The sequence below is a fragment of the Streptomyces sp. NPDC085596 genome (assembly GCF_044541565.1).
Classification (GTDB): domain Bacteria; phylum Actinomycetota; class Actinomycetes; order Streptomycetales; family Streptomycetaceae; genus Streptomyces.
This window is the reverse complement of the sequence record NZ_JBITTC010000009.1, coordinates 143,125-159,408: the sequence shown is the minus strand read 5'-3', so window position 1 is coordinate 159,408 and position 16,284 is coordinate 143,125. Positions and strand designations below refer to the sequence as shown.

Genomic DNA, 16,284 nt, shown 5'->3' with positions numbered 1-16,284 from the left:
GGCGGCCGCCCCATGGCCGTACAGTCGTCCCGTCCGTCTCCAACACAGCTGTAGAGAGTGGCGAGCCAGGTGGACGTCCAGAACAAGCTCGACGAGATCGTCTCCGCGGTCTCCGGTGCCCGGTCCATGCCCATGTCGGCCTCCTGCGTGGTCAACCGCGCCGAACTGCTCGCGCTGCTCGAAGAGGTCCGCCAGGCACTGCCCGGCTCCCTCGAACAGGCGCAGGAGCTGATCGGCGGCCGCGAGCAGATGGTCGAGCAGGCCCGCGCCGAGGCCGAGCGGATCATCGAGACCGCGCACGTCGAGCGCGGCAGCCTGATCGCCGGCACCGAGGTCGCCCGCCACTCGCAGGCCGAGGCGGACCGCATCCTCGCCGAGGCCCGCGCCGAGGCCGAGCAGGTCCGCGCCGACGCCGACGACTACGTCGACTCCAAGCTCGCCAACTTCGAGGTCGTCCTCACCAAGACCCTCGGCTCGGTCGGCCGCGGCCGGGAGAAGCTGCTCGGCACCGGCCCCGGCCTGGACGAGCACGGCTACGAGGACGAGGACGCTCCCGAGCGCAGCCAGGACCCGGAGACCCTGCGCCATGACGCGGACGCCTACGTCGACGTCAAGCTCGGTGCCTTCGAGGCGGTGCTCGCCAAGACCCTGGAGGCCGTCCACCGCGGCCGGCAGAAGCTGCACGGCCGGATCGCCACCGACGACCTCAGCGCCCTCGCGGACGACACCACGACCTTCCAGCACTCCAGCGACGCCGACTACCTGGCCGACCTCGCCGCCCTCGCCGACACCCCGCCCGCTCCGGCCCAGCGCGCCCCGGCCCCCGCCCCGGCTCCGGCTCCGGCCCAGGAACCGGTGTACGAGCCACAGGAGGCGTACGGCTATCAGCAGCCCGACGCCTACCCGGCGGCCTACCCCCCGCAGCCCGGCTACGCCCCGCAGGAGGCGTACGGCTACCAGCAGGACCCCTACGCCGCCCCCAACGGCTACGCCCCGCAGGCCGAGGGCGCCTTCCACGGCTACGACCCCCAGCAGCCCGGCTACGACCCGAACCAGGCGCAGGGCCGGCAGCAGCCCCAGCAGCCCCAGCAGGACTACGCCCTGGACGAGGCCAGCCTCTTCGACACCAGCATGATCAGCGCGGAGCAGCTGCGCGCCTACGAGCAGGGCCGCGGGCTGTAGCCGTCGCCGCAGTCGCGCGGGGACCCGATTGGGCCCTGAGCGAAAGGTCCAGTATCCTGGCTGTTCGGTCGCGTGTATCCCCGCGATCACCGCTGCCCGGAACACCAACGGGTGGCGTCCCTTCTAGCCCGGACCGAAAGCAGGAATGGCTTCCAACGCACGACTCGACCATCGCAACCCTCTCGTGATCGACACGCACGAGCTGGGCCGGCGGCCTGGTGCGTTGCAGCGCCTGACCCGTGAGGTCGACGCCCCCCGGGACCTCGGTATCGAGGGCGTCGTGGGAGTGCCGGAAGGCGCCCCGCTGGAGCTGGACCTCCGCCTTGAGTCGGTCATGGAAGGGGTGCTTGTCACAGGCACCGCCCGTGCACAGGCCAAGGGGGAGTGCGTAAGGTGTCTGGAGCCGGTCGGGCTGGAGCTCGAAGCGGCCTTCCAGGAAATGTTCTCGTACCCTGACGCCGACGACCGTGGCCGCGTGAGCGCGGAACCGGGCGACGACGCCGAGGACGACGAGGACAGGCAGTACATCGAGGACGGTCTGATCGACCTCGAACCTCTGCTGCGGGATGCGGTGGTGCTCGCACTGCCGATGCAGCCGGTGTGCCAGGACGACTGTCAGGGACTGTGCTCCGAATGCGGAGCGCGGCTCACGGACGACCCGGACCACCACCACGACGCCGTCGACATCCGTTGGGCGGCATTGCAGGGACTCGCCGACACCATGTCGGACGGCGAGAAGGACGAGATGAGCGGCGACGTGCCTCGATCCGCACGTGCCGACGAGAAGCAGGAGAAGTAGCCGTGGCTGTTCCGAAGCGGAAGATGTCGCGCAGCAACACGCGCCACCGCCGGTCGCAGTGGAAGGCTGCGGTCCCCACCCTGGTTGCGTGCGAGCGCTGCCACGAGCCCAAGCAGCAGCACATTGCGTGCCCGTCTTGCGGCACCTACAACAAGCGCCAGGTCCTCGAAGTCTGAGCGGGCTGGTGAGAGGCGCTGTGTCCACTGCCAAGAAGGCGGAAGACGCCGGAATGAACAGCTCTCGCCGACGTGCGAGTGCCCCGGCGGACAATATGGCCTCGTCCCACACGCTTCTGGAAGGGCGGCTCGGCTACCACGTCGAGTCCGCCCTTCTGGTGCGTGCGCTGACCCACCGTTCCTACGCATACGAGAACGGCGGTCTGCCGACGAACGAGCGGCTGGAGTTCCTCGGGGACTCCGTGCTCGGTCTCGTCGTCACGGACACGCTGTACCGCATCCACCCCGACCTGCCCGAAGGCCAGCTGGCCAAGTTGCGGGCCGCGGTGGTCAACTCGCGTGCGCTGGCGGAGGTCGGCCGTGGCCTCGACCTGGGTTCCTTCATCCGGCTCGGCCGTGGTGAAGAGGGCACGGGCGGCCGGGACAAGGCATCCATCCTCGCCGACACCCTGGAAGCGGTGATCGGCGCGGTCTATCTCGATCAGGGCCTCGACGCGGCGTCCGAGCTGGTTCACCGGCTCTTCGACCCGCTGATCGACAGGTCCTCCAACCTCGGAGCCGGCCTGGACTGGAAGACCAGTCTCCAGGAGCTGACCGCGATCGAGGGGCTCGGCGTGCCCGAGTACCTGGTCACGGAGACCGGTCCTGACCACGAGAAGACTTTCACTGCTGCTGCCCGCGTCGGGGGCGTCTCGTACGGCACCGGCACCGGCCGCAGCAAGAAGGAGGCGGAGCAGCAGGCCGCCGAGTCCGCCTGGCGGGCCATCAAGGCCGCCGCGGACGAGCGGGCCAAGGCGGCCGACGAGGCCGGCGAGGCCGAGGCCGTCAAGGACGACGAACCGTCGTCCGCCACCGCCTGACCGAACATATCGACCGAGCGCCCGCCCCCGTCCGACGGGGGCGGGCGCTCGGCTCTTCCACACGGTTTCCCACAGGGGGTTGTCGATGCCCGAGTTGCCCGAGGTCGAGGTCGTCCGGCGGGGGCTGGAGCGGTGGGTCGGCGGGCGTACCGTCGCCGAGGCCGAGGTGCTGCATCCGCGTGCCGTGCGACGGCACCTGGCGGGGGCCGACGACTTCGCGCACCGGCTGAAGGGACACCGGTTCGGCACGCCCAGCCGACGCGGCAAGTATCTGTGGCTGCCGCTCGAGGACACCGGGCAGTCCGTCCTCGCCCACCTCGGCATGAGTGGCCAGCTGCTCGTGCAGCCGCACGCGGCGCCGGACGAGAAGCATCTGCGGGTCCGGGTCCGGTTCGCCGACGAGCTGGACACCGAGCTGCGCTTCGTGGACCAGCGCACCTTCGGCGGTCTCTCGCTGCACGACAACACCGCCGAGGGCCTGCCCGACGTGATCGCGCACATCGCCCGCGATCCGCTGGACCCGGTCTTCGACGACGAGGTGTTCCACCAGGCGCTGCGGCGCAAGCGGACCACCATCAAGCGCGCCCTGCTGGACCAGTCGCTGATCAGCGGAGTCGGCAACATCTACGCGGACGAGGCGCTGTGGCGCTCCCGCGTCCACTACGAACGCCCCACGGCCACCTTCACCCGCCCGGTCACCGCCGAACTCCTCGGCCACGTAAGGGACGTGATGAACGCGGCCCTCGAAGTCGGCGGCACCAGCTTCGACAGCCTCTACGTCAACGTCAACGGCGAGTCCGGTTACTTCGACCGCTCCCTGGACGCCTACGGCCGCGAGGGCCTGCCGTGCCGCCGCTGCGGTACGCCGATGCTGCGGCGTCCCTGGATGAACAGGTCCAGCTACTTCTGCCCGAAGTGTCAGCGGGCGCCGCGCGTCTCGTCGTAGCGGGCGCGGGCGGCGAGGACCTCGTCCATGGCGCCCTCCACGCAGTCGATGAGCGCGAGCAGCCGCTCGGCGACCTGACGGCCGAGCGGGGTGAGTTCGTAGTCCACGCGGGGCGGGTTGACCGGCTGGGCCTCGCGGTGCAGCAGGCCGTCCCGCTCCAGGGCCTGGAGCGTCTGGGACAGCATCTTCTCGCTCACCCCGTCCACCCGGCGGCGCAGCTCGTTGAACCGCAGCGAGCCCTCGTACAGCGCGCTCAGCGCCAGGCCGCCCCAGCGACCGGTGACATGCTCCAGCGTGCCGCGCGAGGGACAGGCCCTGGCGAACACATCGAAGTCGAACTCCTCGCCCGCCCGCTCCTGAATGCTCCCGCTCATGCCCCCAGCGTAGGCGAGCAGGAAGCTAACCGCCAGGTTGCACTAACCGGGGGTTAGTGCCTATCGGTGCGGGTCAGTAGCCGAAGAAGGGAAGGGCCGGGCTTCTGACCTGCGGCCGTGTAGCCGATCAACGCTGTGACCTGTGACTTGGCTGTCGGTGGTTGTCAGCGTTGGTGGTCGCTGAGCACCCTCCGACGGCCCCGCCACGGCCCGAACGGCGTCAGCTATCGACGAGCGCGCTCGCCGCCATCGTTCCTGTCAGTCCCCGCTGAGTCCCGCAGGAACGGGCGGCTACGCCGGTGGGCTCAACCGCTGTCACCGCTGGCTGGTATCAATGGGCCGCATGAATCTTGAGCAGGCAGATCCTGATGACCTCGCGGTGCTTCGTGCGGCCGTCGCTGTCGACGATGGCGGTCAGTCCGCGCTGGGCTGGGAAGCGGTGCGTGCCTTCGAAGCGGAGCATCGCATAGTTCTGCCGGAGCCATATCGGACCTTCGTTGCGGAGATCACCGACGGCTCGTACTCCGGGCCGCCGGACCACGGGTTGGTGGGCCTGGCAGAGCTGCCCGATGACTGGGGGGATGACCGGCCCGAACGTGACCTGAGCCAGCCCTTCCCCCTTACCTCACAGTGGCTGTGGGAAGAGGACGACTCAGAGCCGTCCGACGAAACTGACATGATCATGGACGGGGTCTTCGATCATGGGTCTATCGTCCTCGGAACGGACGGGTGCGGCATGTACTGGCACCTCGTCGTCACTGGCCCGCATCGTGGACACGTTTGGTTGATCACCGGTGAAGGCGCCACTCCGTTCGGAGCCGAGTTCGGGTTCACCACGGCTGAGCCGGGATTCGCTGGGTGGGTCGAGCACTGGGCTGCCAACAAGCCTTGGTTTGACGCGGCGTGACAGGTGCACAAGAACGTCCGGGCCGAGCTGCCGGATCGCTATCGGGCAATGGTCAACCTGGCTGCCGGGTGCGGCCTGCGACAGGGGGAGATCTTCGGTCTGGCCGGGGAGGACGTCGACTTCCTCGGCGGCGTGCTGCACGTCGTCCGGCAGGTCAAGCTACTGCGGCTGTGCCGACCCGTGTTCGCTCCGCCCAAGGGCGGCAAGGAGCGAGACGTTCCCCTGCCTGAGGCAGTGGCGTTCGCGCTGGCACGTCACCTCAAGAGCCACCACGACCCTGGCTTCACGCTGCGGACGTACACGCACCTCATGCCGTCGAGCGATAGCCGGACTCGGGCCGCCGTGGACCGGATGTTCGCTGACGCGGAACGGGAGGTGACGGCCCGGAGACGGCCCAGGACGGTGCTTAGGTGTCTGACCTGCGGCTTTCTCAGTAGCCGAAGTCCTGGGTCCACCAGGGGCCGCCGGGGGCCAGGTGGACGCCGACGCCGAGGGTCTTGAAGTCGCAGTTGAGGATGTTGGCGCGGTGGCCGGGGCTGTTCATCCAGGCTTCCATCACCGCTGCCGCGTCGGACTGGCCGCGGGCTATGTTCTCGCCGCCGAGACCCGTCACGGCGGCCTTCGCCGCGCGGTCCCACGGGGTGGCGCCGTCGGGGTCGGTGTGGTCGAAGAAGCCACGCGCGGCCATGTCGCCGCTGAACGCCTCGGCCAGCTCCGTGAGCGCCGAATTCGCCGCCACCGGGGTGCAACCGACCTTCGCCCGCTCCACGTTGACCAGCTTCAGCACCTCGGCCTCGGCGGCAGCCTGCGCCGACACGGTGACCGGCGCGGAGGTCTCGGGCGCCTTCGGCGCGGGAGCCGGGGCCTTGGTCTGCGACTCGCTGGGCTTCGGGTCGGGCGCGGGGTCGGCGGCCGGCTCGGACGGGGCCGGCTTCGGGGCCGGGGCCTGGGAGGTCGGGGCCGACGCCGGGGCGGACGGGGCCGGAGCCGCCGGCGTAGTGGTCTTCTGGTTGCCCGCAGACGGGGCACCGGGGGTGCTCGGGGTGTCCGCGCTGCCGGTGGAACCGCCCTGCTCGCTGGCCGCGTTGCCGGGGGCGCCCACCGCCTGCACCGTCTCACCGGGGCCGGAGCTGGTGCCGCCGATCCGGTAGTTCTGGAGGCCGGGCACCGCGCCCGTGGCCACGGCCGCCGTGCCGAGGGCGACGGCGGCGGAGACGCCCAGCAGACCCGTGCGCACCGGGGTGGCGGCCTTCCTGGCGCGCCGGTGGCCGCGCTGCTTCGCACCGACCGTGGCGGCGAAGTCGGCCTCCAGGGCCCTGCGCTCGTCGTCGGTGGCGTACAGATAGTCCGCGCTGCGGGCGGTGGTGGTGGTCCCGGCGTACGCCTGCGGCCGCTGGTACGACGCCGCACCCCTGGGTTCGTACGACTCCGGCCCCGCGCTCCCCGTGCCGGATCGTCGATGGCGTCCCATGCCCTGCCCCATTCCTCGTTCTCGCGATCGGCCGACGCCGGGTTGCGGCGGATACCCCCCGGCCGATCCAACTCACTCGATCGAGTGAGTTTCAGATGAGAGTCATTGGACCGGGACGGTACCGCATGCCACTGGGGCAGGGTGTGCCCCGCGGGACATCCGGCGGTTAGGTTGCAGCCATGAGTGAGGAAGTACGGCTGGTGGCCTGGGTGCGCGGACGGGTCCAGGGAGTGGGTTTCCGCTGGTTCACGCGTGCCAGGGCGCTGGAGATCGGCGGCCTGAGTGGTTTTGCTCTCAATCTGGGCGACGGACGGGTCCAAGTGGTCGCCGAGGGGCCCCGCGAGGGCTGCGAGGGGCTGCTCGACTGGCTCCAGGGCGCCGACACGCCCGGCCGGGTCGACGGTGTCACCGAGATCTGGGACACACCGCGCGGCGGATACGACGGCTTCGCCATCCGCTGATCCGGCATCGCCCAGGACCCCTTTTCGCCCCCGCGCGCGACTGCTCCGCGGGGGTGCCCGGAGCGGAAACAGGCTGGTGGTTGCCAAGAACGGCTCAGCGTGGCAGGCTCCCGAGGTAGAGCTGATCGTCCCGCCCCGAGGGCCCCGCAGGAGCAGCAGCGCCGCCGTCCACCGGCCGCGCGCCGCGGGTGCGCCCCCCAATACGGGGTGTGATCGTGTTGACCGTCAAACTTTTTGGTGAGACGCTGAAAGCTCCGCGCATCTTGGCTGTTTGGCATGGCGAACGGCAGTGCAACACCAGCGTGTGCCAGGCATGCCGGGTGCGAATCCCTCACGACCCAACCGCATCGGTCGGTCACTCAGTGTGGAGGACCATCCATCATGGCAAAGGCGCTTCTCGGTTACGTCGGCGGCTCCGACCCGCGACTCCTCGCCGAGATGCGACGGCTGCAGCAGCGTGTACAGGATCTGGAGTCCGAGCTCACTCGGATCCAGACGGAGAACGACGCGCTGACGGCTGCCGCCTCTCAGGACAGGATCATGGAGAGCATCGACGCACACCAGGCGGAGCCTGCGCTCACCTGATCGCCGCGTCGTCAGTAGTCGCAGCGGTCGGGCCCGCCCGTAACAACCGCTTCAGTGGCAATCGCTTCAAGTAGACCGGACGGCGGAAGCCCGTCCGTCCGAGTCCTCAGGGACGCTTCGGCGTCCCTCAGTTCTTTCCCCCGCGCATCCTTTCAGCCTCTTCAACAAATGGTGTGCCCTCCGTGTACATGGGCGAAACCGTGGGGTTGCGAGTGTTCGTGGAGTGAGATACCACCTGCCCGGTAAAGTCCGGCTGTGTGCATCTCAAGGCCCTGACCCTCCGCGGCTTCAAGTCGTTCGCCTCGGCGACCACGCTCCGCTTCGAGCCGGGCATCACCTGCGTCGTCGGTCCGAACGGCTCCGGCAAGTCCAACGTCGTGGACGCGCTCAGCTGGGTCATGGGCGAGCAGGGCGCCAAGTCGCTGCGCGGCGGCAAGATGGAGGACGTCATCTTCGCCGGCACCACCGGCCGTCCGCCGCTGGGCCGCGCCGAGGTGTCCCTCACCATCGACAACTCCGACCGCGCGCTGCCCATCGAGTACGCCGAGGTCACCATCACGCGGACCATGTTCCGCAACGGCGGCAGCGAGTACCAGATCAACGGCGACACCTGCCGCCTGCTGGACATCCAGGAACTGTTGTCCGACTCCGGCATCGGCCGCGAGATGCACGTCATCGTCGGCCAGGGACAGCTCGATTCCGTGCTGCACGCCGACCCCATGGGCCGCCGCGCCTTCATCGAGGAGGCGGCGGGCGTCCTCAAGCACCGCAAGCGCAAGGAGAAGGCGCTGCGGAAACTCGACGCGATGAAGGCCAACCTCGCGCGCGTGCAGGACCTCACCGACGAACTCCGCCGCCAGCTCAAGCCGCTGGGCCGCCAGGCCGCCGTAGCCCGCCGCGCCGCCGTCATCCAGGCCGACCTGCGCGACGCCCGTCTGCGCCTGCTCGCCGACGACCTCGTACGGCTCCGCGAGGCGCTCGGCGCCGAGATCGCCGACGAGGCCGCCCTGAAGGAACGCAAGGACACGGCCGCGTGCGAACTGCGCCAGGCCCTCCAGCGCGAGGCCCACATCGAGGACGAGGCGCGGCGCCTCGCCCCACGCCTCCAGCGCGCCCAGCAGACCTTCTACGAGCTGTCCCAGCTGGCCGAACGGGTGCGCGGCACCGTCTCGCTGGCCGAGGCCCGCGTCCGCAGCGCCACCTCCGCACCCCCTGAGGAACGGCGCGGCCGTGACCCCGAGGACCTGGAACGCGAGGCCGCCCGCGTCCGGGAACAGGAGGCCGAGCTGGAAGCCGCCCTGGAAGCGGCCCGGCACGCCCTGGACGACACGTTGGCCCACCGCGCCGAACTCGAACGCGCGCTCACCGCCGAGGAACGGCGCCTGAAGGACGTCGCGCGGGCCATCGCCGACCGCCGCGAGGGCCTGGCCCGGCTGTCCGGGAAGGTGGGCGCCGCCCGCTCCCGCGCCGCCTCCGCCCAGGCCGAGATCGACCGGCTGGCCGCCGGCCGCGACGAGGCCCAGGAGCGAGCGGTCCACGCCCAGGAGGAGTACGAGACGCTGAAGGCCGAGGTCGACGGCCTCGACGCGGACGACGCCGATCTCGCCGAACGGCACGAATCGGCCAGGCTGCGGCTCACCGAGGCGGAGGCCGCGCTCGGCGCCGCCCGCGAGGCCGTCACCGGAGCCGAACGCGAACGGGCCGCCCTGCGCGCCCGCCACGACGCCCTCGCCCTGGGCCTGCGCCGCAAGGACGGCACCGGCGCCCTGCTGGCGGCCCGCCACCGCCTCACCGGCGTCCTCGGCCCCGCCGCCGAACTCCTCACCGTCACCCCCGGCCACGAGACCGCCCTCGCCACCGCCTTCGGCACCGCCGCGAACGCCCTGGCCGTCACCACCCCCACAGCGGCGGCCGAAGCGATCCGCCACCTCCACAAGGAGGAGGCGGGGCGGGCGTCGCTGCTGCTGTCGGGAGGACCGGAGGAGGCGGATTCCACCGGAGGTGGGGGAGCGGCGCGTTCCGCGGCCGTTCCGCCCCCCGGAGGGCACCCCTTCGCCGCCGACCTCGTACGCGGGCCCGCCGAGCTGATGCCCGCCGTGCGGCGGTTGCTGCGGGGGATCGTCGTGGTGGGGACGTTGGAGGAGGCGGAGGCGCTGGTCTACGCGCGGCCCGAGCTGGTCGCGGTGACCGGGGAGGGGGATCTGCTCGGGGCGCACTTCGCGGAAGGGGGCTCGGCCGGGGCGCCCAGTCTGCTGGAGGTACGGGCCGCCGTGGACGAGGCCGCCGCCGAGCTGGCGGAGCTGGCCGTGCGGTGCGAGGAGCTGGCGCGGGCGCAGGAGACGGCGGCCGGGGTGCGGGCCGGGGCCGCCGCGCTCGTGGAGGAAGTGGGGGAGCGGTGGCGGGCCGCCGACCGGGAGAAGTCGGCGGTGGCCCAGCAGCTCGGCCGGCTCGCCGGGCAGGCGCGAGGCGCCGCGGGCGAGGCCGAGCGGTCGGCCGCGGCCACGGCCCGCGCCCAGGAGGCGCTGGAGCGGGCCGTGGCCGAGGCGGAGGAGCTGGCCGAGCGGCTGGCCACCGCCGAGGAGATGCCGGCCGAGGAGGAGCCCGACACCTCTGTACGCGACCGGCTCTCCGCCGACGGTGCCAACGCGCGGCAGACCGAGATGGAGGCCCGCCTCCAGGTCCGTACGCACGAGGAACGGGTCAAGGGGCTCGCCGGGCGGGCCGACTCGCTGGACCGGGCCGCCCATGCGGAGCGCGAGGCACGCGCGCGTGCGGAGCGGCGGCGGGCCCGGCTGCGCCACGAGGCGGCCGTCGCCGGGGCGGTCGCGGACGGCGCCCGGCAGCTGCTGGCGCACATCGAGGTGTCCCTCGGCCGCTCCCGGCGGGAGCGCGACGCCGCCGAGACCGCCAAGGCGGCCCGCGAACGGGAGTTGGCCGACGCGCGCGGCACGGGGCGTGAACTCAAGTCGGAACTCGACAAGTTGACGGACTCGGTGCACAAGGGCGAGGTGCTCGGCGCGGAGAAGCGGCTGCGGATCGAGCAGTTGGAGGCCAGGGCGCTGGACGAACTCGGGGTCGAGCCCGAGGGTCTCGTGGCCGAGTACGGCCCGCTCCAGCCGGTGCCGCCCTCGCTCCCGGCGGACGGCGAGGAGCTGCCGGAGGACCCCGATCACCCCCGTAACCAGCCCCGTCCCTTCGACCGGGCCGGGCAGGAGAAGCGGCTGAAGGCGGCCGAGCGTGCCTACCAGCAGCTCGGCAAGGTCAATCCGCTCGCGCTGGAGGAGTTTGCGGCGCTGGAAGAGCGGCACAAGTTCCTCAGTGAGCAACTGGAGGACCTGAAGAAGACGCGGGCCGATCTGCTGAAGGTGGTGAAGGAGGTCGATGAGCGGGTGCAGCAGGTCTTCGCCGAGGCGTTCCGGGACACCGCCCGCGAGTTCGAGGGCGTCTTCGCCCGGCTCTTCCCCGGTGGTGAGGGGCGGCTGGTGCTGACCGACCCGGACGACATGCTGGCCACCGGGGTGGACGTGGAGGCACGTCCGCCGGGGAAGAAGGTGAAGCGGCTGAGCCTGCTGTCCGGCGGCGAGCGGTCGCTGACGGCCGTCGCGCTGCTGGTGTCGATCTTCAAGGCCCGGCCCAGCCCCTTCTACGTCATGGACGAGGTCGAGGCGGCGCTGGACGACACCAACCTCCAGCGGCTGATCGGGATCATGCGGGAGCTCCAGGAGAGCTCGCAGCTGCTCGTGATCACGCACCAGAAGCGCACGATGGAGGTCGCCGACGCGCTGTACGGCGTCTCGATGCAGGGCGACGGTGTGTCGAAGGTCATCTCCCAGCGGCTCCGCTAGCGAGACTTCCAAGATCAAATAGGCATGCGTTTACTTCTTGAACAACTTCCGGGTCTGCGTATCTCTTAAGTCACAGTCGCCTGGGTATTGACTTCGAAACTTGAAGGCATATTCTCTGCAACGTTGCTTTTACCTTCAGGTGTAAGTGGCGCCAAGTTGTGCGCCACTAGAACCTGGAAGGGCTCGCCCCCACCCGGCAGCGTTGCCGTGGCCCGAGGAGTTACACGTGACCAGCACAGCGCAGGCACCCCAGCCAGGAGCCGGGACGGCTCACCCCGAACATCTCGGGCACGTCATCTTCATCGCGGCCGCGGCCGCGATGGGCGGCTTCCTCTTCGGCTACGACAGCTCCGTGATCAACGGCGCCGTCGAGGCCATCCGGGACCGTTACGACGTGGGCTCCGCCGTCCTCGCCCAGGTCATCGCCATCGCGCTGATCGGCTGCGCCATCGGTGCCGCCACCGCCGGCCGCATAGCCGACCGGATCGGCCGTATCCGCTGCATGCAGATCGCCGCCGTGCTGTTCACCATCAGCGCCGTCGGTTCCGCGCTGCCCTTCGCGCTGTGGGACCTCGCCTTCTGGCGCATCATCGGCGGTTTCGCCATCGGCATGGCCTCGGTCATCGGCCCGGCCTACATCGCCGAGGTGTCCCCGCCCGCGTACCGCGGCCGGCTCGGCTCCTTCCAGCAGGCCGCGATCGTCATCGGCATCGCCGTCTCCCAGCTCGTCAACTGGGGCCTGCTCAACGCCGCCGGCGGCGACCAGCGCGGCAAGCTGATGGGCCTCGAGGTCTGGCAGGTCATGCTGGGCGTCATGGTCATCCCGGCCGTCCTCTACGGCCTGCTCTCCTTCGCCATCCCCGAGTCCCCGCGCTTCCTGCTCTCCATCGGCAAGCGTGAGCGCGCCCGCCAGATCCTGGCCGAGGTCGAGGGCAACGGTGTCGACCTCGACGCCCGTGTGAACGAGATCGAGCACGCCATGAAGAGCGAGCACAAGTCCTCGTTCAAGGACCTGCTCGGTGGCAGCTTCTTCTTCAAGCCGATCGTCTGGGTCGGCATCGGCCTCTCGGTCTTCCAGCAGTTCGTCGGCATCAACGTCGCGTTCTACTACTCCTCGACGCTGTGGCAGTCGGTCGGTGTCGACCCGACGGACTCCTTCCTGTACTCCTTCACGACGTCGATCATCAACATCGTCGGCACCGTGATCGCCATGATTTTCGTGGACCGGATCGGCCGTAAGCCGCTGGCCCTCATCGGCTCGGTCGGCATGGTCATCGGCCTCGCGCTGGAAGCCTGGGCGTTCTCGTACCACCTGGTCGACGGCAAGCTGCCCGCCACGCAGGGCTGGGTCGCCCTCGTCGCCGCGCACATCTTCGTCCTCTTCTTCGCGCTCTCCTGGGGCGTGGTGGTCTGGGTCTTCCTCGGCGAGATGTTCCCGAACCGCATCCGCGCCGCCGCCCTCGGTGTGGCCGCCTGCGCGCAGTGGATCGCCAACTGGGCCATCACCGCGAGCTTCCCGTCGCTGGCCGACTGGAACCTCTCCGGCACGTACGTGATCTACACGATCTTCGCCGCGCTCTCCATCCCCTTCGTCCTGAAGTTCGTCAAGGAGACGAAGGGCAAGACGCTGGAAGAGATGGGCTGACCGCCCCTTCGGACCCGAGGAGAAGGGCCAAGTCCCCGCTGCCCCTCTCCTCGCACCTCCACCGCCCCCGCTCCGGCCACTGCCTGGAGCGGGGGCGGTGTTGTTCGTGGTCCGCGGCGGCGCGAGGGAGCGCTTGGACCATGCCGTCCGCCGTACATGTCGGCGCGACCGGTGACAGTGACCGCTGGCTCCGGGGTGACGCCCCGGTCCTCGGGCCGGGCCGCGGACAGCATGAAGACGGCGGTGTCCGGGACGTCACGGACCGCCGGACGTCAGTCGGTGTCGGTCGCGGCCAGCACGGCCAGGTGCCGATGCCCTGGTGCAAGGGCGGCCAGACCGATGTCCCAGGCCACTTGCTCGAACCACTTCGTATCGGCGCCGAAGACGTGCCAGGTGCAGTCCCGCACACGTGCTTCGGCTTCGCCGGCTGTAGCGCCTTCCGGGCTTCCGGCCAGCGCGGCCATGGACTGCCAGGCCGCCAGGCGGCCGTAGGCGCCGTAGGAGCCCGAGTTGTACGCACCTCCCGTGGACGCTGCCGCGAAGAGCACCCGCCATACCTGGGCCGGCGCACGGACAGCGACCGACAGATCCGTCGTCTTTCCTGCTCCGCGCAGACACTCCAGCCCCAGCGCCAGGAGCGCGTTCGGGACCGATCCGGCGTCCAGTGGCGCCGCGAAGTCGAAGAGCCGCGCCTCGATGCGACCGTTGGACTCTTCGGCCCAGTTCGCCACGGCCTTGGCCATCGCCGCGGCGGCGGACCATGTCGTCGTCTCCTCCACCGGCGGAACAGGCGCGTCGGCGATCACTGTCAGTTCGCGGCTCTCCAACGGTCCGTACGGCATCGAGTGACTACTGCCATGGGCGTGGTAGCTCGGCAAGTCCGCACAACTCTCCACGTCGGAGAGGCGCAGTGGCAGCCGGCCCAGAGGGTGATGACTCCAGTGCGGCGACGTCGCCCACTCCGCGATCCCCGGCGTCTCCTCGACGACCACGCCCCTGAGCACCAGCTCGTGGACCAGGCAGGCCCGAAGCTCCTCCGAAGCCCGGCCGGTGAACGCCACGGTCAGGTCCGCCGCCTCATGGCTGGAGGCCAGCAACGAGGCCGTGTAGCGATCCAGTCCTGTGCCCGCGACCTCGGCCGAGCAGACCAGCCGCAGCGCCTGGACGGCATGGTCGGGACCAGGTGTGGTGGCCAGCAGCCGAAGCAGATGATCGAAGACACTTCTGTACTGCCACACCTGCCTCGACGAGCCATACGTCCTGGCGAGAGCGATGCCGAGATCCGCGGGGAAGGCAGCGTCTCCCCGCGCGAGCCGCTCGTCGGCCACCGCCCACACGCCGGTGACGTCCTTCAGGCTCGGCAGTTCCGCCACGATCTTCTCTATCCGCTCAGTCACGACCCGGAGCCTACGCATCCGACGGCCCCGCCTCCTCTCACTTTCGCCCGCGAAAACAAGGCCCACGCCCCGCATGCCGAAGGCCCCCTCCGCTGCAGAGGGGGCCTTCGGATTGGTGATCGGGCTCAGACCGTTGCCGGGATCTGGTCCTCGGCCGGGGTCGGGGCGGGGGTCGGCCGCGGGACCGGGGGCTTGGGGAGGGCCAGATACAGCGCGGCCGAGATGACGATCGCCGCGACCCAGCCCAGGCCGTACTCGCCGATGACGTTGTTCTTCGCCAGCGGGCCGGTGAACCAGTCGGAGGTGGTGAAGAGGAGGCCGGAGATCAGGCCGATGGCCCAGGAGGCGATCGCGGCGGGGGAGAAGCCGGCGCGGTACCAGTAGGCGCTGGTGCGGGTCGTGTCGGTCATGGCGGCGCTGTCGTACTCCTTGCGGCGGAACATGTCCGCGCCGAAGACACCGACCCAGGCTGAGAAGGCCACCGCGAGCAGGGAGAGGAACGCGATGAACGTGCCCAGGAAGCTCGTCGCCACCAGCATCAGCGCTGCGCCCAGGGCGAGGGAGATGACGGCGTTCACCGAGACCGCCCAGTGGCGCGGGACGCGGAAGCCGAGGGTCTGCGCGGTGAAGCCGGCCGAGTACATGGACATCGAGTTGATCAGCAGCATGCCGATCAGCGCGATGAGGAGGTACGGCACCGCGATCCACGTCGGCAGGATCTCGCCGACGAAGGACACCGGGTCGGCGGCGGAGGCCAGGTCCGGCGTGGCGAACGCCATCACCGCGCCCATCAGCACCATCGGCAGCACGACGAGCGTCGCGCCGCTCACCGAGTTGCCCACGATCGCCTTGGAGGAGGCGGTACGCGGCAGGTAGCGGGTGAAGTCGGGCGCGGACGGAATCCAGCTGACACCGCCCGCCGCGATCATGCCGATACCGGTGATCACCGAGGCGGTGGACCCGGCGCCGTGGTGCACGACACGCGACCAGTCGGTGGTCACCGCGAGATACGCCAGCACCAGCACCGAGAACACGCCGAAGAGATACGTCGCGTACTTGTTGCAGCGCTGCACCGCGTTGATGCCGAGCCCGGAGATGGCGAAGGTGGCGATGACGAAGACCAGCAGCGTCACCACGTCCAGCACCGGGTTCGCCTTGAGCCCGAACCCGATGTCCAGGATGGTGAGCATCGCGTACGCGCCGGTCACGGCGTTGATGGTCTCCCAGCCCCAGCGCGCGACCCAGATCAGCGAACCGGGCAGCAGATTCCCCCGCTGGCCGAACACCGCCCGCGACAGCGCCATGCCCGGCGCCCCGCCCCGCTTGCCCGCGATCCCGATCAGGCCGACCAGCCCGTACGCCGTCAGCGGTGCGACCGTGGCGACGACGAGGGCCTGCCAGATGTTGAGGTGGTACGCCACCACCAGGCTCGCGCCCATCGTGAGCAGCAGCACGCTGATGTTGGCCCCCACCCAGGTGGGGAAGAGTCCGCGTGTCCTGGCGGTGCGTTCGTGGTCGGGTACCGGCTCTATGCCACGGGTTTCGAGCGCGCCTTCGCTCGTGGCCGTCTTGCTCATGGAAAGGGCTGTCCTAGCGGTGGGGGACGAGGACGTCGGGCTCTACGCGCGTGGCGAAG

14 protein-coding genes and 1 pseudogene are annotated in these 16,284 nt (G+C 70.4%); 11 read left to right on the top strand and 4 right to left on the bottom strand.

Features of this window, described 5'->3' with window-relative positions; all coding sequences use genetic code 11:
* The first annotated feature begins 69 nt into the window (after window positions 1-69).
* From ACIGA3_RS24920 to mutM, 5 genes are all read left to right on the top strand, one after another.
* Window positions 70-1,182, top strand: coding sequence for a cell division initiation protein (locus tag ACIGA3_RS24920; RefSeq protein ID WP_399719907.1), 1,113 nt, complete (start codon window positions 70-72; stop codon window positions 1,180-1,182).
* Between the two features lie 145 nt (window positions 1,183-1,327).
* Window positions 1,328-1,981: a YceD family protein gene (locus ACIGA3_RS24915; RefSeq protein WP_399719640.1), complete on the top strand. Its 654-nt coding sequence runs from the start codon at window positions 1,328-1,330 to the stop codon at window positions 1,979-1,981.
* Window positions 1,982-1,983: 2 nt separating this feature from the next.
* Window positions 1,984-2,157 (top strand): 50S ribosomal protein L32, encoded by a 174-nt coding sequence (gene rpmF / locus ACIGA3_RS24910; RefSeq protein WP_003951102.1) that lies wholly within the window; start codon window positions 1,984-1,986, stop codon window positions 2,155-2,157.
* An 8-nt stretch (window positions 2,158-2,165) separates the two neighbouring features.
* Window positions 2,166-3,017 (top strand): ribonuclease III, encoded by an 852-nt coding sequence (gene rnc / locus ACIGA3_RS24905; protein ID WP_399719638.1) that lies wholly within the window; start codon window positions 2,166-2,168, stop codon window positions 3,015-3,017.
* A gap of 85 nt (window positions 3,018-3,102) precedes the next feature.
* A complete protein-coding gene (mutM, locus tag ACIGA3_RS24900; protein ID WP_399719636.1) occupies window positions 3,103-3,963 on the top strand; it encodes a bifunctional DNA-formamidopyrimidine glycosylase/DNA-(apurinic or apyrimidinic site) lyase in 861 nt (286 codons plus the stop codon).
* Here mutM and ACIGA3_RS24895 read toward each other — a convergent pair.
* Window positions 3,936-4,337, bottom strand: coding sequence for a winged helix-turn-helix transcriptional regulator (locus ACIGA3_RS24895; RefSeq protein ID WP_399719633.1), 402 nt, complete (start codon window positions 4,335-4,337; stop codon window positions 3,936-3,938). The two genes, mutM and ACIGA3_RS24895, sit on opposite strands and share 28 nt — an antisense overlap.
* A gap of 343 nt (window positions 4,338-4,680) precedes the next feature.
* On the opposite strand from ACIGA3_RS24895, the gene ACIGA3_RS24890 reads away from it, so the two are divergent.
* Together ACIGA3_RS24890 and ACIGA3_RS24885 are read left to right on the top strand one after the other, a co-directional pair.
* Window positions 4,681-5,244: an SMI1/KNR4 family protein gene (locus tag ACIGA3_RS24890; protein ID WP_399719631.1), complete on the top strand. Its 564-nt coding sequence runs from the start codon at window positions 4,681-4,683 to the stop codon at window positions 5,242-5,244.
* 9 nt (window positions 5,245-5,253) lie between these two features.
* A pseudogene (locus ACIGA3_RS24885) lies at window positions 5,254-5,654 on the top strand (tyrosine-type recombinase/integrase); the annotation flags it as partial.
* Window positions 5,655-5,674: 20 nt separating this feature from the next.
* Here ACIGA3_RS24885 and ACIGA3_RS24880 read toward each other — a convergent pair.
* On the bottom strand, window positions 5,675-6,715 hold the full coding sequence (locus tag ACIGA3_RS24880; RefSeq protein WP_399719628.1) for a CAP domain-containing protein: 1,041 nt from the start codon (window positions 6,713-6,715) through the stop codon (window positions 5,675-5,677).
* Between the two features lie 179 nt (window positions 6,716-6,894).
* Between ACIGA3_RS24880 and ACIGA3_RS24875 the strand changes: the two genes are divergently transcribed.
* The 4 genes from ACIGA3_RS24875 (at window position 6,895) to ACIGA3_RS24860 (ending at window position 13,251) form a co-directional block, all read left to right on the top strand.
* Window positions 6,895-7,176, top strand: a complete 282-nt coding sequence (locus ACIGA3_RS24875) for an acylphosphatase (RefSeq protein ID WP_399719625.1) — start codon at window positions 6,895-6,897, stop codon at window positions 7,174-7,176.
* Window positions 7,177-7,557: 381 nt separating this feature from the next.
* Window positions 7,558-7,761, top strand: a complete 204-nt coding sequence (locus ACIGA3_RS24870; RefSeq protein ID WP_388994898.1) for a hypothetical protein — start codon at window positions 7,558-7,560, stop codon at window positions 7,759-7,761.
* Window positions 7,762-8,018: 257 nt separating this feature from the next.
* Complete coding sequence (gene smc, locus ACIGA3_RS24865) at window positions 8,019-11,606, top strand: chromosome segregation protein SMC (RefSeq protein WP_399719622.1); 3,588 nt, start codon at window positions 8,019-8,021, stop codon at window positions 11,604-11,606.
* A gap of 226 nt (window positions 11,607-11,832) precedes the next feature.
* The gene (locus ACIGA3_RS24860; protein WP_399719619.1) at window positions 11,833-13,251 is read left to right on the top strand and encodes a sugar porter family MFS transporter; all 1,419 of its coding nucleotides are present in this window, start codon (window positions 11,833-11,835) and stop codon (window positions 13,249-13,251) included.
* A gap of 272 nt (window positions 13,252-13,523) precedes the next feature.
* Here ACIGA3_RS24860 and ACIGA3_RS24855 read toward each other — a convergent pair whose 3' ends face one another.
* Together ACIGA3_RS24855 and ACIGA3_RS24850 are read right to left on the bottom strand one after the other, a co-directional pair.
* Complete coding sequence (locus tag ACIGA3_RS24855) at window positions 13,524-14,648, bottom strand: DUF6183 family protein (RefSeq protein WP_399719616.1); 1,125 nt, start codon at window positions 14,646-14,648, stop codon at window positions 13,524-13,526.
* Window positions 14,649-14,773: 125 nt separating this feature from the next.
* Window positions 14,774-16,225: a cytosine permease gene (locus ACIGA3_RS24850; RefSeq protein WP_399719613.1), complete on the bottom strand. Its 1,452-nt coding sequence runs from the start codon at window positions 16,223-16,225 to the stop codon at window positions 14,774-14,776.
* Between the last annotated feature and the right edge of the window lie 59 nt (window positions 16,226-16,284).

Excerpts from the sequence above, each read along its gene's own strand:
- ACIGA3_RS24915 (WP_399719640.1), top strand. The coding sequence starts at position 1,328 with ATGGCTTCCAACGCACGACTCGACCATCGCAACCCTCTCGTGATCGAC.
- mutM (WP_399719636.1), top strand. The coding sequence starts at position 3,103 with ATGCCCGAGTTGCCCGAGGTCGAGGTCGTCCGGCGGGGGCTGGAGCGG.
- ACIGA3_RS24895 (WP_399719633.1), bottom strand. The coding sequence starts at position 4,337 with ATGAGCGGGAGCATTCAGGAGCGGGCGGGCGAGGAGTTCGACTTCGAT.
- ACIGA3_RS24890 (WP_399719631.1), top strand. The coding sequence starts at position 4,681 with ATGAATCTTGAGCAGGCAGATCCTGATGACCTCGCGGTGCTTCGTGCG.
- ACIGA3_RS24880 (WP_399719628.1), bottom strand. The coding sequence starts at position 6,715 with ATGGGACGCCATCGACGATCCGGCACGGGGAGCGCGGGGCCGGAGTCG.
- ACIGA3_RS24875 (WP_399719625.1), top strand. The coding sequence starts at position 6,895 with ATGAGTGAGGAAGTACGGCTGGTGGCCTGGGTGCGCGGACGGGTCCAG.
- ACIGA3_RS24870 (WP_388994898.1), top strand. The coding sequence starts at position 7,558 with ATGGCAAAGGCGCTTCTCGGTTACGTCGGCGGCTCCGACCCGCGACTC.
- ACIGA3_RS24850 (WP_399719613.1), bottom strand. The coding sequence starts at position 16,225 with ATGAGCAAGACGGCCACGAGCGAAGGCGCGCTCGAAACCCGTGGCATA.